This is a genomic window from Sphingopyxis sp., from assembly GCF_016463645.1.
Lineage (GTDB): Bacteria > Pseudomonadota > Alphaproteobacteria > Sphingomonadales > Sphingomonadaceae > Sphingopyxis.
Genome location: NZ_JAEMQX010000085.1, coordinates 1 through 16,215 on the forward strand (window position 1 = coordinate 1; position 16,215 = coordinate 16,215).

The 16,215-nt window shown below is 64.6% G+C and carries 16 protein-coding genes; 10 read left to right on the top strand and 6 right to left on the bottom strand.

Annotation, left to right across the window (positions count from 1 at the left end):
* Nucleotides 1-81 precede the first annotated feature (81 nt).
* The gene (leuC, locus tag JHC57_RS15585; protein ID WP_294031103.1) at nt 82-1,494 is read left to right on the top strand and encodes a 3-isopropylmalate dehydratase large subunit; all 1,413 of its coding nucleotides are present in this window, start codon (nt 82-84) and stop codon (nt 1,492-1,494) included.
* On the opposite strand, the gene leuD is transcribed toward leuC, so the two are convergent.
* Nucleotides 1,491-2,075, bottom strand: coding sequence for a 3-isopropylmalate dehydratase small subunit (gene leuD, locus JHC57_RS15590; RefSeq protein ID WP_294031105.1), 585 nt, complete (start codon nt 2,073-2,075; stop codon nt 1,491-1,493). The genes leuC and leuD overlap by 4 nt on opposite strands.
* 190 nt (nt 2,076-2,265) lie before the next feature.
* Here leuD and JHC57_RS15595 point away from each other — a divergent pair, with 190 nt between their 5' ends.
* Both JHC57_RS15595 and JHC57_RS15600 read left to right on the top strand, forming a co-directional pair.
* Nucleotides 2,266-2,772, top strand: coding sequence for a MarR family transcriptional regulator (locus tag JHC57_RS15595; RefSeq protein WP_294031107.1), 507 nt, complete (start codon nt 2,266-2,268; stop codon nt 2,770-2,772).
* A gap of 67 nt (nt 2,773-2,839) precedes the next feature.
* Complete coding sequence (locus tag JHC57_RS15600) at nt 2,840-3,415, top strand: NAD(P)H-dependent oxidoreductase (RefSeq protein ID WP_294031109.1); 576 nt, start codon at nt 2,840-2,842, stop codon at nt 3,413-3,415.
* On the opposite strand, the gene JHC57_RS15605 is transcribed toward JHC57_RS15600, so the two are convergent.
* Entirely contained in the window at nt 3,412-3,864 is a 453-nt protein-coding gene (locus JHC57_RS15605; protein ID WP_294031110.1) for a MarR family winged helix-turn-helix transcriptional regulator, read from the bottom strand. The genes JHC57_RS15600 and JHC57_RS15605 overlap by 4 nt on opposite strands.
* A gap of 147 nt (nt 3,865-4,011) precedes the next feature.
* Between JHC57_RS15605 and JHC57_RS15610 the strand changes: the two genes are divergently transcribed.
* The 6 genes from JHC57_RS15610 to JHC57_RS15635 are packed head-to-tail and all read left to right on the top strand — an operon-like array spanning nt 4,012 to nt 10,688.
* On the top strand, nt 4,012-5,646 hold the full coding sequence (locus tag JHC57_RS15610; protein ID WP_294031111.1) for a long-chain-fatty-acid--CoA ligase: 1,635 nt from the start codon (nt 4,012-4,014) through the stop codon (nt 5,644-5,646).
* Nucleotides 5,647-5,674: 28 nt separating this feature from the next.
* Nucleotides 5,675-6,802, top strand: coding sequence for an alpha/beta hydrolase (locus JHC57_RS15615; protein WP_294031112.1), 1,128 nt, complete (start codon nt 5,675-5,677; stop codon nt 6,800-6,802).
* Nucleotides 6,803-6,821: 19 nt separating this feature from the next.
* A complete protein-coding gene (locus JHC57_RS15620; RefSeq protein ID WP_294031114.1) occupies nt 6,822-7,784 on the top strand; it encodes a phosphotransferase in 963 nt (320 codons plus the stop codon).
* Nucleotides 7,781-9,079 (top strand): phosphopyruvate hydratase, encoded by a 1,299-nt coding sequence (gene eno / locus JHC57_RS15625; RefSeq protein ID WP_294031116.1) that lies wholly within the window; start codon nt 7,781-7,783, stop codon nt 9,077-9,079. The genes JHC57_RS15620 and eno overlap by 4 nt, the downstream gene beginning before the upstream one ends.
* Nucleotides 9,076-9,996, top strand: coding sequence for an NAD(P)-dependent oxidoreductase (locus JHC57_RS15630; RefSeq protein ID WP_294031118.1), 921 nt, complete (start codon nt 9,076-9,078; stop codon nt 9,994-9,996). Before eno ends, JHC57_RS15630 begins: the two co-directional genes overlap by 4 nt.
* Complete coding sequence (locus JHC57_RS15635; RefSeq protein WP_294031119.1) at nt 9,996-10,688, top strand: alpha/beta fold hydrolase; 693 nt, start codon at nt 9,996-9,998, stop codon at nt 10,686-10,688. The genes JHC57_RS15630 and JHC57_RS15635 overlap by 1 nt, the downstream gene beginning before the upstream one ends.
* A gap of 38 nt (nt 10,689-10,726) precedes the next feature.
* Here JHC57_RS15635 and JHC57_RS15640 read toward each other — a convergent pair whose 3' ends face one another.
* Nucleotides 10,727-11,779, bottom strand: a complete 1,053-nt coding sequence (locus JHC57_RS15640; RefSeq protein WP_294031120.1) for a 5-methyltetrahydropteroyltriglutamate--homocysteine methyltransferase — start codon at nt 11,777-11,779, stop codon at nt 10,727-10,729.
* An 86-nt stretch (nt 11,780-11,865) separates the two neighbouring features.
* On the opposite strand from JHC57_RS15640, the gene JHC57_RS15645 reads away from it, so the two are divergent.
* Complete coding sequence (locus JHC57_RS15645; RefSeq protein ID WP_294031121.1) at nt 11,866-13,431, top strand: long-chain-fatty-acid--CoA ligase; 1,566 nt, start codon at nt 11,866-11,868, stop codon at nt 13,429-13,431.
* A 390-nt stretch (nt 13,432-13,821) separates the two neighbouring features.
* On the opposite strand, the gene JHC57_RS15650 is transcribed toward JHC57_RS15645, so the two are convergent.
* From JHC57_RS15650 to JHC57_RS15660, 3 genes are read right to left on the bottom strand one after another with little or no spacing between them, the layout of a single operon-like run.
* Nucleotides 13,822-14,415: a VOC family protein gene (locus JHC57_RS15650; protein ID WP_294031122.1), complete on the bottom strand. Its 594-nt coding sequence runs from the start codon at nt 14,413-14,415 to the stop codon at nt 13,822-13,824.
* A 19-nt stretch (nt 14,416-14,434) separates the two neighbouring features.
* On the bottom strand, nt 14,435-15,052 hold the full coding sequence (locus JHC57_RS15655; protein WP_294031123.1) for a glutathione S-transferase: 618 nt from the start codon (nt 15,050-15,052) through the stop codon (nt 14,435-14,437).
* 43 nt (nt 15,053-15,095) lie between these two features.
* Nucleotides 15,096-16,025 carry an SMP-30/gluconolactonase/LRE family protein gene (locus JHC57_RS15660; RefSeq protein ID WP_294031124.1) on the bottom strand — a complete coding sequence of 310 codons (930 nt, stop codon included), beginning with the start codon at nt 16,023-16,025 and terminating at the stop codon, nt 15,096-15,098.
* Nucleotides 16,026-16,215: the final 190 nt, after the last annotated feature.

A 16,215-nucleotide genomic window follows, 5' to 3' on the forward strand; every position in this document is an offset into this window, starting at 1 on the left:
CGCCGAGGAAATACAAATCCGTAAAGTCGCCGCATTCCTCTTCGGCTATATGGGAAACAGAAAAGAAAAGCTCGCGACCTTATGATCCAGCACCGCACGCTTTATGACAAGATATGGGATGCCCACGCTGTGGCCGAGGATGAGGGGGAGACGCTTCTCTATATCGATCTGCATCTCCTCCACGAGGTCACCTCGCCGCAGGCGTTCGCCGGGCTTGCGGCGGCGGGACGCGGGGTGCGCCGGCCCGAGCTTGCGCTCGCCTTGTCCGATCATAATGTGCCGACAGCGGGACAGGCGGCTGGCCTGGCAGGCGTCGCCGATGCCGAGGCGCGCGCGCAGCTCCAAGCACTGGTCGCGAATACGCGCCGCTTCGGGATCGAGAATTTCCCGATGGGTGACCCGCGCGGCGGCATCGTCCATGTCGTCGGCCCCGAACAGGGGCGCTCGCAGCCCGGGATGACGATCGTTTGCGGCGACAGCCACACTTCGACGCATGGCGCTTTTGGGGCGCTGGCTTTCGGCATCGGTACCTCGGAGGTCGAGCATGTGCTGGCGACACAGACGATCCGCCAGCGCCGGTCCGGCAACATGCGCGTGGCCGTTGATGGCATGCTCGCGCCGCACGTCCATGCGAAGGATCTCGCGCTTCACCTGCTCGGCGTAATCGGCGTAGACGGCGCCAGCGGTCATGTCATCGAATATGCCGGATCGGCGATCAGGGCGCTGTCGATGGAAGGGCGGATGACGCTCTGCAATCTCAGCATCGAGATGGGTGCGCGTGCCGGCCTGGTGGCGCCGGATGCGACGACTTTCGCCTATCTGCAGGGCCGTCCGGCGGCGCCAAGTGGCGAAGCGTGGGATGCGGCGATAGCGGGCTGGATGGAATTGACCAGCGACGCGACAGCCCATTTTGATCGCGAACTGCGCATAGATGCCCGTGACGTCCGCCCGATGGTCAGCTGGGGCACCAACCCGTCGCAGAGCGTTGCCGTCGATAGCCACGTTCCGGATCCCCTGACGATCGCCAGTGCGGAGATGCGGGCGGCGGCCGAACGTGCGCTCGCCTATATGAATCTCGTTCCCGGGGCGCCGATCGCCGGGCAGCGGCTCGATCGTGTGTTCATCGGCAGCTGTACCAACAGCCGGATCGAAGATCTGCGCGTCGCTGCGGAGATCGTGCGTGGGCGCCGCGTTGCGCCACATCTTCACGCCATGGTCGTGCCCGGCTCGGGACTGGTGAAACGGCAGGCCGAGGAAGAGGGGATTGCCGACATGCTTCGCGAGGCTGGTTTCGACTGGCGCGAGCCCGGCTGTTCGATGTGCGTCGGCATGAACGACGACCGGCTGCATCCCGGCGAACGCTGCGCCGCGACCTCGAACCGCAATTTCGAGAACCGGCAGGGACGTGGAGGGCGGACGCATTTGATGAGCCCCGCGCTGGCTGCGGCAAGTGCGGTGGCGGGCTGTATCGCCTCGCCGGCGATGCTCGACTAGGGCGCTGCCTCGAACCTCGCGATCGCGTCGGCGTGCCGCAGCGTGCGGTCGATATCGTCCAAGCCCTCCATCAGGAGGCGGCGGTCGACCGGGTTGATGTCGAAAGCGGTTGTCTCGCCCGACGCGAGCCGGATCTGTTGCGATTCGAGATCGACTTCGACCGGTGCATGTTGCGAGAGGGCGGCGTCGTTTCGCAGGCCGGCACAAATGCCGTCGGGCAAACGGATCAGAAGCAGCCCGTTCTTTCGCGCATTACCTGCGAAGATGTCGCTGAAGCTCGGCGCGATAATGCATCGGATGCCGAAGTCGGTCAGCGCCCACACCGCATGTTCGCGCGACGAACCGCAGCCGAAGTTGCGATCTGCGACAAGTATCTGCGCGTTCCGAAACGCCGGCTGGTTGAGGACGAAATGAGCGCGTTCGCGACCCTCCGCATCGAAGCGGAGTTCGCGGAACAGGTGTCTGCCGAGATCGGATCGCGTCAGCGCCTTCATATACCGGGCGGGGATGATCATGTCGGTATCGACATTGGTGAGCGGCAACGGCGCCGCCACGGCGCTTATCCTGACGAATTTCTCCACATCACCTCCGTTAACTTAGTATGCTAAGTAAGTGGAATGCGCGATCTTGTCCAACGTTATCGCGGGCTTGGGGGTGCAATATGATACAAGATGGCAATGAAGAGAGTTGCCGCGCGAATCTTCGCGTTCTAAGGTTTGCTCTTGTGCGGAGACGTGGCTGATGCCGGCACCGCGACAGGGGAGCAGGGTTTTGGCAAAGAAAACACAGGATTATCGGCATCCAGCCGAATATTATACCGATCCTGAGAACAGCATCGGATATCTGGCGCGTGTCGTCTTCCGTTCCTTTTCGCGGCTTCTCGAGCGGCGCACGCTGACGCACGATGTGTCGGCGGGGCAGTGGCGTTTCCTGCGGCAACTGTGGCGCGAGGACGGGATCACGCAGCGCGAGCTCAGCGAACGCGTGGGCATGCGCGAACCGACGACGGTCGTTGCGCTCAAGGGGCTGGAAAAGGCGGGGCTGATCACGCGCAAGAAGACGTCGGACGACCGGCGCAAGACCTTTATCTATCTGACCCCGCACGCCAAGAAACTCGAGCTGATCCTCGCTCCGATGAACGCCGAGATTCACGAGATCGCGACGAAGGGCATGAGCGACGAGGAGGTCGAGGTGCTGCAGGGGCTGATGCGCCGCGTGATCGACAATCTCGCTGAAGAAACACAGAAACTGTCGGTGCTGTCGGACATCAAGGCCTGACGCCTTGCAAATTGCACGCCGACCGGACAATAGATTAGCATTCTAATTAAATTGTCCGGGAGGGAAAATGATCAACATCGCCGTGATCGTCGGCAGTACGCGCTCGGGATCATACAACCGCGCGTTGGGAGAACTCGCCGCGACAAGCGTCGAAGGGCATGGGGCGAGCGTGACGCGGGTTGATCTCGCCGCATTCGATCTGCCGCTTTATTCAGCGGCGCTCGAAGCCGATGCCTTTCCGCCCGATGCGCTGAAGCTCAAGGCGCTGTTCGCGGCGCAGGATGGGCTCCTGTTCGTCTCGCCGGAATATAACGGGTCGCTGTCGCCGCTGCTCAAAAATGCGATTGACTGGGCGTCGCGCCCGACCGGCGATGAGGGGCTCGTCGCGCTCACCGCCTATCGCGGCAAGGTGGCGGCGATCATGTCTGCATCGATCAGCCCGTTCGGCGGGCTACGCGGGTTGATGCACTTGCGACAGATATTGTCGACGATCCAGATGATCGTGATCCCCGAACAGGTCGTGGTACCGAACGCGCATGCGGCCTTCGCCGAAGATGGCAGTCTGAAGGAGCCGCTGCCCGCCTCGCTGGTCGAGATGACCGCCGCGCGGCTGATCGCGGTCGCAGCCGCGCTCTCGGCTTAGGCGCGTCTGCCGCGCGGAGTGGCGGGCTCGATATTATCGCCCCAGTCGGCTTCGAGCGCGTCGAGCAGCGCGTCGAACCTGTCCTGACCGAGCCGCGCGGCGATCTGCGCCGTGAGCGCATCCATCGACCGCTGCGCATCCTTGCGCATGCGGGCGCCGAGATCGGTGAGCGACACGATCATGTGACGACGGTCGTCGGGGTCGGCGTCGAGTTGCACGATGCCGAGTTTTACCATCTGGCCGATCGTGCTGTGAATCGCCTGCCGCGATACCCCCAGATTGCGCGCGATGTCCGACGGGCGCACGATGCCGCTGACGATGTTGGTCATCACCATCGACTGTGGGCGGTTGACGTCGGGCCAGCCATGATCGTGGAGCCGGGCCTGCAATCCTTCGTCGAGCCAGCAGAAGCGCTGGAAAAGGGCGATAATAAGCTGGTTTGTGCGCATAAGACGCTATTTTGTGCCCCTGTTGTCGGCGGGGTGCCAACATCGCGACGCTAGAAGAGCGACACGGGCGACGCAAGCCAGAGTGGCGTTGCAAAGATAAAATACTTAGTATACTATCTATTGTAACGAGAAGGGAGAGAGAGCCAAATGGACGGGTTGATGCAGAATGTGCCGCTGACGGTCGACCGGATCATCGACCATGCGGCGAACTGGCATGGCACGCGCGAGATCGTGTCGCGCGACGCCGAGGGGCGCGTCACCCGTTCAACCTGGGCGGATGTCCGTTCCGATGCGAAGCGCGTCTCGAACGCGCTCGCCGCCGAGGGGGTCAAGCCGGGCGACCGCGTCGCGACGATGGCGTGGAACGGAGCGCGGCACCTTGCGGCATGGTACGGCGCGGCTGGAATGGGGGCGGTACTCCACACGCTCAATCCCCGACTATTTCTCGAACAGATCGCCTATATCGCAAACCATGCCGGCGACCGGTTGCTGATCGCCGACCCGGCAACTGCCGACCTAGTCGAGGAACTGCTTCCGCAAGTGCCGTCGATCGAAAAGGTGATCTTTTTCTGCGACGCCGCGTCGATGCCTGAAACGAGCTTCGCGGCGGTCGCTTTCGACGACTGGATCGCGGGCCATTCCGACGAATATGATTGGGGCGGGTTCGACGAGAATGCCGCCTGCGGGCTCTGCTATACCAGCGGAACGACCGGCAATCCGAAGGGCGTGCTCTATTCGCATCGGTCGAACTATATTCATGCGCTGATGACGCTGCAGCGCGACGCGCTTGCGCTGTCGGCGCGCGATACGGTGCTGCTGGTCGTTCCGATGTATCACGCCAATGCGTGGGGCGTCGTCTATTCGGCGCCGGCGGTGGGCGCGAAACTGGTCCTGCCCGGCCAGCGGATGGACGGCGAATCGATCTACAATCTGATCGAGCAGGAGGGCGTGACCTATTCGGCCGCGGTGCCGACGGTGTGGCAGATGTTGCTGCAATATATGCAGGAAAACGGAAAGCGCTTCACGACCTTGCAGCGGGTGACCATCGGCGGATCGGCGTGCCCCGAATCGATCATCCGCACCTTTCGCGACGATTATGGCGTCGACGTCGTCCAGGGCTGGGGGATGACCGAAACCTCGCCGCTCGGTACGGTGTCGGTCCCCAACGCTTCGGTTGCTGCAAAGTCCGAGGGCGAGCAGATGGCGTACAAGCTCAAGCAGGGCCGGCTGCTCTGTGGGCTCGAGATGAAGCTTGTCGACGACGCCGGCAACCGCCTGCCGCACGACGGCAAGACGCCGGGGCGATTGATGATCAAGGGGCCGACGATCGCGGGCGCCTATTATGGCGGAGAGGGCGGCGACGTACTCGATGCCGAAGGCTTCTTCGACACTGGCGACGTCAGCACGATCGATGGCGAAGGTTATATGCAGATCACCGACCGCGCGAAGGATGTGGTGAAGTCGGGCGGCGAGTGGATCAGTTCGATCGAGATCGAGAATATCGCGATGGGGCATGATGCTGTTGTCAACGCGGCGGTGGTCGGGGTCGCGCATCCGAAATGGGACGAGCGTCCGATCCTGCTCTGCCAGCTCAGGTCTGGGTGCGAGGCCTGCGCCGACGACCTGAAGGCATATCTCGACGGCAAGATCGCGCGCTGGTGGATGCCTGACGATATATTGTTCGTCGAGGAAATCCCGCTGGGGCCGACGGGCAAGATCGACAAGAAGGCGATCCGAGCAGGTCTCGAAGGCTATAAATTGCCTTTCGAAGTAGCCCGCTGAAACATAATCGATATCAGGAGAGACGATAATGGACCCGAACGGGATCGAGGGACTGGACGCGCATCTTATCGGACGCGTGTCGCCTACAGCGCCGCGCATTCAGGCAGGTGGACATCCCTGTCAGGGCATTTATTGGACCGAGTCGGGCAAGCGCCCGAAGGTCGCGATCATCGCGACTCACTATAATGTCGATTTTTCGGAGCATTATATCGCTCCCTATTTTGCGCGGCAGGGGTTCGGTTTTCTGGGCTGGAATACGCGCTATCGCGGATTCGAGGATCAGTTTCTGCTCGAACACGCGGTGCTCGATATCGGCGTCGGCATGAAATGGCTCAGACAAGAGGCGGGCGTCGAGGCGGTCGTCATTCTCGGCAATTCGGGTGGTGGGTCGCTTATGGGCGCCTATCAGGCCGAGGCGATCACGCCCACCTTGACCGAACGGCTCCCGGCGGTGGGGCAGGACGCGCTCGCAAACCTCGTGAAGGGCGACCTCTATATCAGCTTCAATGCGCATCAGGGGCGCCCCGAGGTGCTGACCGACTGGATGGATGCGTCGGTGATCGACGAGACCGATCCCGTGGCGACCGATCCCGAACTCGATCCGTTCAACCCCGACAACGGTCCGCCCTATTCGGAGGAATTCATCGCAAAATATCGCGCCGGCCAACGCGCGCGCAACCAGCGCATCACCGACTGGGCCAAGGCGGAACTCACGCGGCTCAACGCCGCGGGCATTCCCGACCGTATCTTCCCGATGTTCCGCTGCTGGGGGGATATCCGTTGCGTCGATCCCGCGATCGACCCGTCCGACCGCAAGCCGAACTGGTGCTATCGCGGTGATCCTGCGGTCGCCAACCGCACGCCGAGCATCGGCCGCGCCAATACGCTCAAGACCTGGCTCAACATGTGGGGCCTCGAAACGTCGCCGTGCCAGGGACAGCCGCATCTCGCCAAGCATGACACGCCGGCGCTCGTCGTGCAGGGAACCGCCGACACCGGCGTCTTCCCGAGCGATGCACGCAAGATCTTCGATTTTCTCGGCTCGTCCGATAAAAAGATCGAACTTATCCCCGGCGCGCATTACTTCGAGGATTCGATCGAAGAGCGACAGAATGCCGCCGATCTCGTCGGCGCATGGATACGGGAGAAGTTGTGACGTGAGGGTGGACGCCGACATGATCGAAGACCTCCGCAGCGCGGGGCTGGTGGGCGAGGGCGATGTCGCGTTCGAGCCGCTGACCGGGGGTGTGTCGTGCGACGTGTGGAAGGTTGAGACGCCGGGCGGGCCGATCGTCGTCAAGCGCCCGCTCGAGCAGCTTCGCGTCGCCGCCGAATGGCACGCGCCGGTCGAGCGCGGGACGAGCGAAGTGCGCTGGCTCAAACGCGCGCGCGGCGTCGATCCGCGCATCGCCCCGGAAGTCCTCGCCGAACTGCCGACGGGGCACGCCTTTGCGATGCGCTTTCTGCCTGGCTGCCCGGTGTGGAAGGACGAACTGATGGCGGGGCATGTCGACGGCGCTTTCGCCGCGCAGGTCGGGACGGGCATCGCGGCAGTTCATGCCGCGACAGCGCATAATGATGGCGACCGCTCGGATTTCCCCAACGACGAGATGTTCCGCGCGCTGCGCGTCGATCCTTTTCTGCTCCATGTTGCCGCCCACGACGTCGAACTGGCGCCGGCGCTGACCGCGCTGGCCGGCGATCTGGCGTCGCGCAAGATCGCGCTGGTCCACGGCGATGTCAGCCCCAAGAATATCCTCGTCGGCCCTGACGGCCCCGTCTTTCTCGACGCCGAATGCGCGGTCTATGGCGATCCCGCATTCGACCTTGCCTTTTGCACTACCCATCTGCTGCTGAAGGCGGTTTGGTCGGGCGATGCACGGCTTAACGAGGCGGCGGCGGCACTGGTCGGCGCTTATCGCGCCGGAATCGACTGGGAGATTGCCGATGACGTGCTGCGGCGTGCCGGCGCGCTGACGGCCGCGCTGTTGATCGCGCGCGTCGAGGGCAAGTCGCCCGCACCTTATCTGACCGATCACGAGCACAAGCGCATCGTGCGCGATCAGGCGCGCGCGCTGTTGCTTGGGCCTGCTCCCCTCGACGCGCTCGTCGCGCATTGGAAAAGAACCCTAGCATGACTTCGCGTATCGCCTCCGTCACCGGCCGCCAACTTTGGGATTCGCGCGGCCGGCCCACTGTCGAGGCCGAGGTCGTGCTGGAATCGGGCGCGGTCGGCCGCGCCATCGCGCCGGCAGGCGCCTCGCGCGGCGCGCACGAGGCGATCGATCTACGCGACGGCGGGGCGGCGTTCGGCGGCTTTGGCGTGAACGGTGCGGTCGCCGGAATTGGCGCCGAGATCGCGAGCGCGGTCGCGGGCATGGATGCGCGCGATCAAGCGGTGGTTGATGCGGCGCTGTGCGATCTGGACGGCACGCCGAACAAGGCGCGGCTGGGCGCGAATGCTGTTGTCGCGGTATCGATGGCAGTGCTGCATGCTGCAGCGGCCGATGCGCGCGAGCCGCTGTGGCGCTATATCGCCGAAGGCCGCAAGGTGCGTGTGCCGCTTCCCGAAATCCAGATTTTCGGTGGTGGGGCGCACGCCGGGCGGCGCACCGACGTGCAGGACTTCATGGTGATGTGCCCGAAGGCAGGCAGCTTCCGGCGCGCGCTCGAGATCACCGATGACATCTATCGCGCCGCGGGCAGGCTGATGGAAGCGAAGGGGCCGCTCTCGGGCGTCGCCGACGAGGGCGGCTGGTGGCCCAATTTCGCGTCGAACGAAGATGCGCTCGATACGCTGACCAAGGCGATCGAGGCGAGCGGGCATCGCGCGGGCGACGAGGTGTTTATCTCGCTCGACATCGCCGCGAACGAACTCGGCGATGCGGGCGGCTACAGTCTCGCGCTTGACGACGGGCGGTTGTCGGGCGAGGAAATGGCGGCGCGCATCGTCGAATGGGCGGGGCGCTATCCGATCCTCTCGATTGAGGACCCTGCCGGGCAGGACGACTGGACGACGATGGCGGCCGTCACTGCGGCGATCGGCGAGCGCGTGCAGATCATCGGCGACGATGTGCTCGTCACCAGCGCGGAGCGCGTCGAACGCGCGGGCGACGCGGCGGTGTGCAACGCGGCGCTGATCAAGGTCAATCAGGTCGGCACCGTCACCGAGGCGAAGGCCGCGCTCGACGCGGCGGTGGCGCGCGGCTGGGGTGCGATCGTCTCGGCGCGCTCGGGCGAGAGCGAGGACGTCACCATCGCCCATCTCGCGACCGGCTGGGACGCCGGGCAGCTGAAGGTCGGCAGCTTCACCCGCTCCGAACGCATGGCGAAGTGGAACGAGATGCTGCGGATCGAGGAAGCGATGGGGGCGGCTGCCGAATTCACGGGTTTCTCGGCCTTCGCTGGGTCGATCGGCCGGGTCGCGGCATGATCGTCCTCCACGCCCGCCCGAGTCCGGGTTTCCGTGAAGCGGTCGATGCGATCTTCGGCCCCGGGGTCGTGGTGCATGTTGATGAGGCCACGCCGCTCGACGCGGTGGCGGGCGACATCACTGCGCTGCTCCATGTGCTGACTCCCGTGACACCCGAATTCATCGCGTCGGCGCCAAAGCTCAAACTGATCCAGAAGCTGGGCGTCGGCGTGAACACGATCGCGCTCGATGCGGCGGGCGGCCATGGCGTCGCGGTGTGCAACATGCCCGGCACCAACAGCCAGGCGGTCGCCGAAATGGCGCTGTCGCTGATGATGGCGGTGCTACGTCGGACCTGCTTCTTCGACGCGCGGACCCGGGCGGGGGAAGGGTGGACCGCCGATCCGTCCGAGCTCGATCAGGTCGGCGAAATCGGCGGACGCACGGTCGGACTCGTCGGTTTCGGCAATTCGGCGCAGTTGCTCGCGCCGGTGCTTGCCGCGCTGGGGGCGAAGGTCGTCTATACAGCGCGCGGCGCGCGCGACGTGCCCTATGACTATTTGCCGCTCGACCGGCTGCTTGCGGAAAGCGACATCGTCTCGCTGCACATCCCGCTCACCGGCGAGACGTGTGCATTGATCGATCCCTTCGCGATGAAGACGGGCGCGGTGCTGGTGAACACCGCGCGTGGCGAACTGGTCGATCAGGCGCGGCTGGTCGAAGCACTGTCTTCGGGTCATTTGCGCGGGGCCGGGCTCGATGTCTTCGCCGAAGAGCCGCTGCCGCGCGACAACCCGCTGCCCGGCCTGCCCAATGCGGTGCTCGCCCCGCATATCGCGTGGCTCACGCCCGAAACGCTCATGCGCAGCCTGACGGTCGCGCAGGAAAATTGCCGGCGCCTCGTCGCGGGCGAACCTCTTCTTCATCAGGTAGTCTAATGTCGCTTCCCACCGTGCTGATCACTGGCCAGCTTTTGACCGACGCCGTATGGCAGCCTTTGCTTGACGCATGGGCAGATCGCGAGGTGATCGTCGCCGACAACCAAAGCGACGACACGATCGAAGGTTTTGCACAACGCTTGCTCGACAATGCTCCGCCGAAATTCATCCTCATCGCGCATGCAATGGGCGGCTTCGTCGCGTTCGAGGTGCTGCGCCGCGCGCCCGAACGCGTGGCGAAGCTGGTGCTGATCTCGACGCTCGCGTCGGCCGATGGCCCGGCGCAGACCGCGCGCCGGCAGGGCTATATCGACCTCGTGGAGAGCGGCCAATTCGACCAAGTGGTCGAGGAGCGCATCCCGATCCTCTTCCCCGAGGAGAAGCGGGGCGATGCGCGGCTGCTCGGCATCGCGCGGCGGATGGCGGCGGATACCGGCGCCGAGACCTTCCTTGCACAGCAGCGCGCGATCATGGCGCGGATCGACAGCCGCCCGCGGCTCGGCGAGATCGCGGTGCCGACCTTGCTGATCTGGGGCGAGCAGGACGGCATCACCAGCCGCGCGCATCATGACGAGATCGCGGAGGCGATCCCGGGGGCGCGGCTCAAGGTCGTGCCGGGAGCAGGGCATTTGCCGACGGTCGAGGCGCCCGAGGTGGTGGTGCCGCTGTTGGCGGATTTTATCGACCAATAGCACGGTCATTCCCGCCTTCGCGGAAATGACCGTGGGGGCTATTTGAGTTCGGCCCGTACCAGCGCCGTTCCGTCGACCATCGCCTTCAGCTTCGCCTGTGAATGTTCGCGGCTGTGATATTTCATCCCGCAGTCGGGCGCGATCCACAGCCGTTCGGCGTCGACGTAACGCAGCGCCTCGCGAATGCGGCCCGCGACCACCTCGGGCGTCTCGACCTCGGGAATCGACAGGTCGAGCACGCCGTACATGATCGTCTTGGTCGGCAGTTCGGCAAGGATCGCGGGGTCGAGCCCCGGCTGTGCCGCCTCGATCGAGATCACGTCGATCGCCGACGCTTCGAGCTCGGCAAGGAAGTCGTAGGCCTTGGGCTTTGGTCCCGTCGCACCGGCGCCATGGTGCACCATCGCATAGCCGAAGCAGATGTGGAGCGCGGTCGTGCCGCCGACCCCTTCGAGCGCACGGTTGATCGCCTCGATCGCATAGCTGTTCGCCTCGGCGGCGCGCGCCTGCAGATAGGGTTCGTCGAGCTGGACGACATCGACCCCTGCTGCGAACAGGTCCTTCACCTCGGCATTGACCGCATCGGCATAGTCCATCGCGAGAGCCCGCGCGTCGGGATACCAGCCATTTTCGGCCTGCTGCGTCATCGTGAAGGGGCCGGGGAGGGTGAGCTTCACCGGCCGGGTCGAATGACGACGCAGGAACGCCGCATCCTGCGCCTCGATCGGCGCGACGCGGCGGATCGGGCCCGACACCAGCGGCACCGGATTGGCATTGCCCGTGCGGTCGATCGCGGTGCCGTGCTTTTCAGTATCGATCCCCGACAGCGCGGTCGCGAGCCGGTTCGAATAGCTTTCGCGGCGCATCTCGCCGTCGCCGACGATGTCGATGCCGATCTCTTCCTGATCGCGGATCGCCATCAGGGTCGCGGCTTCCTGCGCATCGGCGAGCCAAGGTTCGGGAATGCGCCACAGCGTCTCGGCGCGCACGCGCGGGGGCAGGCTGGCCTTCAGCCGCTCGCGGTCGATCAGCCAGTCGGGCTGGGGGTAGCTTCCGACGATCGTCGTCGGCAATATGGGGTGGTCGAACAAGGCCAATCCTCTCGATTTTCGGGCTGGCCAAACATTTGCTTAGTATTCTATCTAATTCAAGTCGAAACGACGGTTGGGAGAGCAAAATGATCGATCTGGAGGCCATCCGGACGCTGGCGGACATTCCGGCGGCACAGGCGCGGGTGCGGGGGCGAGCGACGGCGGTGAAATATGGAACCCGCGAGACAAGCTTCGCCGAACTCGACGCGCGGTCGAACCGCGTCGCCCACACGCTGATCGCGTCGGGTGTTGCGCCCGACGACCGGGTGTCGGCGCTGACCAAGAACCACGACAGCTGGTATCCGCTTTTCTTCGGCACCGCGCGGGCGCGTGCCTGTTTCGCGCCGATCAACTGCCGTCTCGCACCCGCCGAGATCGGCTTCATCCTCGGCGATGCCGGACCGAAACTGCTCTTCGTGGGCGAGGATTTCTTCGACTGCGCGCTCGCGGCGGTGGCCGATCTTGCCGCCCCGCCGCGTCTGATTGCGCTTTATGGCGAGCATCCGGCGTTCGAGCCCTTCGATGCGTGGCTTGGATCGGCGTCCGACGCCCCGCTCGCCGATCCGCCGCAACTGACCGACGACGTGCTGCAGCTCTATACCAGCGGCACGACGGGCCTGCCCAAGGGCGTCGTGCTCACCAACGCCAATTACCGGACCTTCCTCGAGGCTGCGACCGAGGTCGACGGCTTCGCCTATGGCGAGGATGAGACGGTGATGATCGTCATGCCGCTGTTCCACGTCGCGGGCACCAACGTCAGCTTCTCGGGGCTCGCGCAAGGCGGGCGGCTCGTGCTGGTCAAGGATTTTACCGCCGCCGACGCCGTGCGAATGATGCGTGAGGAGGATGTCGCGCACGCTTTCCTCGCCCCCGCGATGATCCAGATGATGCTGCTTCAACCCGATGCGAATGACGGTCCCTATCCGCAGCTCAAATCGATCGCCTACGGTGCCTCGCCGATCGCCGAGGATGTTCTGCGCCGCGCGCGCGCGACCTTCGGCTGCGACTTCGTGCAATTTTACGGTATGACCGAGTCCGCCGGCGGCGGTTCATATCTGTCGCCCGCCGCACATGATTTGCCAGGCAAGCTGACCTCGTGCGGCAAGCCCTGGCCCGGCGCCGCGATGGCGATCCTCGACGGCGAAGGCAACGAACTCGGCGAAGGCGAGATCGGCGAGATCGCGATCCGCGGCGGCATCGTGATGAAGGAATATTGGAACCGCGCGAAGGCTACCGAAGAAACGCTCGCGGGCGGCTGGCTGCACACAGGCGACGTCGGTTATCGCGACGCCGACGGTTTCTACTACGTCCACGACCGCATCAAGGACATGATCGTGTCAGGCGGCGAGAATGTCTATCCGGCCGAAGTCGAAAGCGCGATCATGGGCTGCCCCGGCGTTGCCGACGTCGCGGTGATCGGCGTTCCCGACGACAAATGGGGCGAGAGCGTCAAGGCGCTGATCGTGCCCGCCGCGGGCGCGGCGCTCGATCCCGCCGCCGTCGTCGCCTGGGCGCGCGAGCGGATCGCCGCGTACAAGGCACCGAAGAGCATCGAGTTTATCGACGCCCTTCCGCGCAATCCGTCGGGCAAGGTGCTGCGCCGCGAACTGCGCGCACCCTATTGGGAAGGGCGCGACCGCGCTGTCGGCTAGGCCAACGGTGCCGTTTCAGAACCGAAGAGCGGGAGGCCGTGTCACCCCATCGGCGCTTAAGGCCACAAAAGCCCCGCATGCGCGCGCGGATTTTGTGTCCTTTGTGGCTTTAAGATCTGCCTCGGCCGGCGTGGGGCGGCAATAATATCTTTGGAAGCCGTCGATTTCAAAGAGCGGTTCGGACGCTGGCACGGCGCAATAAAGTAGGACAGCGATTTTTTGGCGGATCAATACCGGTCCGGGGTGGCGATCTGCCGTCTCCCTCCCTTTTTGGGAGAGGAGAAAGACGGTCCGCCTCCGGTCGAAACCGGGCCCTTCCAAATTCAAAAAAGAACCCGGCCAAAGACCGGGTCCAGGAGGAGTTCCCAATGGGTAATATCTTGGGAATTTCTATTCGGCGGGCACCGGAGTGCGGCCGACGATGAAGCCTTCGCGTTTCGTGCCGTCGGCCTGCACCGGGTCGTGCGCGACGTCGCTTTCGTCAAATTCCTTGGTCCACGCCGCGAATTCGAGGCAGACGCCGTCGGGGTCGAAGAAATAGACCGAGCGGACGAAGACGCCGGGATGCAGTTCGGCCGACGATTGCGTCGGGCTGTCGTCGTGGTTCAGCACCGGCGTGACCTCGATGCCCTTCTCGATCAGGCGGTTGTAATATTCGTCGAACTTGTCGGCGCGGACGTTGATCGCGATATGGTTCATCGACCCGTGCGCCGACACGAAGCTGCCCTGCGTCGGCAGCGCGGCGGGGGCCGAGATGCCGGGAACCGCCTCGGGGGCGTTCGGGAACCAGAAGAAGGCGAGGCTGTCGCCATTGCCGATGTCGAAGAAGAAATGCTGGCCGCGCCCGCCGGGGAGGTCAATCGTCTTGGTGAGCGGCATGCCGAGCTTGTCGCGGTAGAATTCGACCGTCCGCGCCATGTCCTTGCACACGAGCGCGAGGTGGTTGACCCCGCAGAATTCGAATTCGCTATTCGTTGCAGCCATCATCCGTCTCCTTATGCGTTCAATTGGCCATCGCGCCGGGGCGGCTTTTCATCCGCTCGTACCAGCCGAGGACATTCGTATTGGCGGGGTCGATCGGCTGGCCGACCGATGCGCCGAAATCGAGAAATGCGAACAGCATGATGTCGGCGAGGCTGATCGCATCGCCCGCGATGAAATCGCGCCCGGCGATCTGCGCGTCGAGCCATTTGATCCCGTCCTGCGCGGTCGCCTTCAGCCCTTCGGCCGCTTCGGGCAGGCAGCGCAGCCGCGATTCGAACAGCGGCAGGCCCTCGGCGAAGCGGAAGCCGTTGGTCAGCGGCTCGCAAATCTTGAGGTCGACGCGCCGCGTCCACATGCGCGTCTTTGCGCGCTCCTCCGCCGTCGCGCCGATCAGGGTCGGTTCGGGATAGCGTTCGTCGAGATATTCGCAGATCGCGGTAACTTCGCAGACGAAGCTACCGTCATCGAGTTCGAGCGCCGGCGTCTGTCCGGCGGGGTTCACGTCGACATTGTACGGCGCGCGCCGGTTCTCGCCGCCGCGCAGGTCAACGGTAACCTCGGGGATCTCGATACCCTTTTCCGCCATGAACAGCTTCACGACGCGCGGGTTGGGGCCGACGCTATTATAGAATTTCATCCTGTCCTCTCACCGAGTCTCTTATCATTTCCGCGATCAATCGTCAATTAAGTTGACGGTTATGAAGTTGCAGTCCCGGACGCGGCCAGCGCATGCGGTAAAGCATGCCCGTCGTCGAAGCGGTGATCCAGGCGTCGCGCCGGTCGGGACCACCGAAGGCGATATTGGTGATGCCGACGTCGGGCAGCGGCAGAAATTCGGATCCGCCGCCGTCGGGATCGAAGATGGTGACCCCGCCCTCGACCATCGTTCCGACGCAAATGCGTCCGCTTTCCTCGATCGCCATGCTGTCGAGCAGGCGAAAGACGGGCGGTGTGCCGACGAAGCGGCCGGGGGCCCAGGGCGGGGGCGGCGCGAGCTCGCCGGGCACGACGACATCCATCGCCCAGATGCGCGCGGTCATCGTCTCGCTGACGTACAGCGTCCTGCCGTCGGGCGAGAGGCCGATGCCGTTCGGGCCCATCATGTCGGCGCGCTGGCGGCTGATCCCCGATCCATCGGCGGCGGCATAATAGATCGCACCATGGTCGCGGCCGGTGTCGCGAACCTGCCCGTGATCGGTGAACCAGAAACCGCCGCCTGCATCGAAGACGATGTCGTTCGGGCCTTTCAGCGGTTCGCCTTCGAAACGGTCGTAGAGGGTCGTCACGGCGCCTGTCGTCAGATCGACGCGCTGGATCGATCCGCAGGGTTCGGCATGCGCGGCATGGCCGGGGAAGAGCAGGGCGCCGGCTTCGACCCATTCGAACCCGCCGTTATTGCAGACATAGGCAGCGCCGTCGGGCCCGACCGCGAGCCCGTTCGGTCCGCCGCCGAGCTCGGCGACGACCGACAGGCTGCCATCGGGTGCGACGCGTGTCAGCGTTCCGCGTGCGATCTCGACGAGCAGCACCGACCCGTCGGGCATCGGAACCGGACCTTCGGGGAAACGAAGGCCGGTCGCGACGACCTCCGGATTGCCGTAATCGCTCACCCGGCGCCGACTCAGCTTTGGGCGGGCCGCGGCGCGCTGAGGAAGTCGGCGGCGCTGAAGCCTTCGGGTGCCGCGATCTCGACGATCGGGTCTTCGCGTGCGTCATATTCCATGCGCAGCGCGCGGGTGATCACCGCGTGCATGTCATAGAGGCAGGTGATGTAGGTGAATTCGAAAATCTGCTCGTCGT

Bases quoted from the DNA above. Each gene is read 5' to 3' on its own strand.
- JHC57_RS15610 (WP_294031111.1), top strand. From the start codon at position 4,012: ATGGACGGGTTGATGCAGAATGTGCCGCTGACGGTCGACCGGATCATC.
- JHC57_RS15645 (WP_294031121.1), top strand. From the start codon at position 11,866: ATGATCGATCTGGAGGCCATCCGGACGCTGGCGGACATTCCGGCGGCA.
- JHC57_RS15630 (WP_294031118.1), top strand. From the start codon at position 9,076: ATGATCGTCCTCCACGCCCGCCCGAGTCCGGGTTTCCGTGAAGCGGTC.
- JHC57_RS15615 (WP_294031112.1), top strand. From the start codon at position 5,675: ATGGACCCGAACGGGATCGAGGGACTGGACGCGCATCTTATCGGACGC.
- eno (WP_294031116.1), top strand. From the start codon at position 7,781: ATGACTTCGCGTATCGCCTCCGTCACCGGCCGCCAACTTTGGGATTCG.
- JHC57_RS15650 (WP_294031122.1), bottom strand. From the start codon at position 14,415: ATGGCTGCAACGAATAGCGAATTCGAATTCTGCGGGGTCAACCACCTC.
- JHC57_RS15620 (WP_294031114.1), top strand. From the start codon at position 6,822: ATGATCGAAGACCTCCGCAGCGCGGGGCTGGTGGGCGAGGGCGATGTC.
- JHC57_RS15600 (WP_294031109.1), top strand. From the start codon at position 2,840: ATGATCAACATCGCCGTGATCGTCGGCAGTACGCGCTCGGGATCATAC.
- JHC57_RS15635 (WP_294031119.1), top strand. From the start codon at position 9,996: ATGTCGCTTCCCACCGTGCTGATCACTGGCCAGCTTTTGACCGACGCC.
- JHC57_RS15655 (WP_294031123.1), bottom strand. From the start codon at position 15,052: ATGAAATTCTATAATAGCGTCGGCCCCAACCCGCGCGTCGTGAAGCTG.
- leuC (WP_294031103.1), top strand. From the start codon at position 82: ATGATCCAGCACCGCACGCTTTATGACAAGATATGGGATGCCCACGCT.
- JHC57_RS15605 (WP_294031110.1), bottom strand. From the start codon at position 3,864: ATGCGCACAAACCAGCTTATTATCGCCCTTTTCCAGCGCTTCTGCTGG.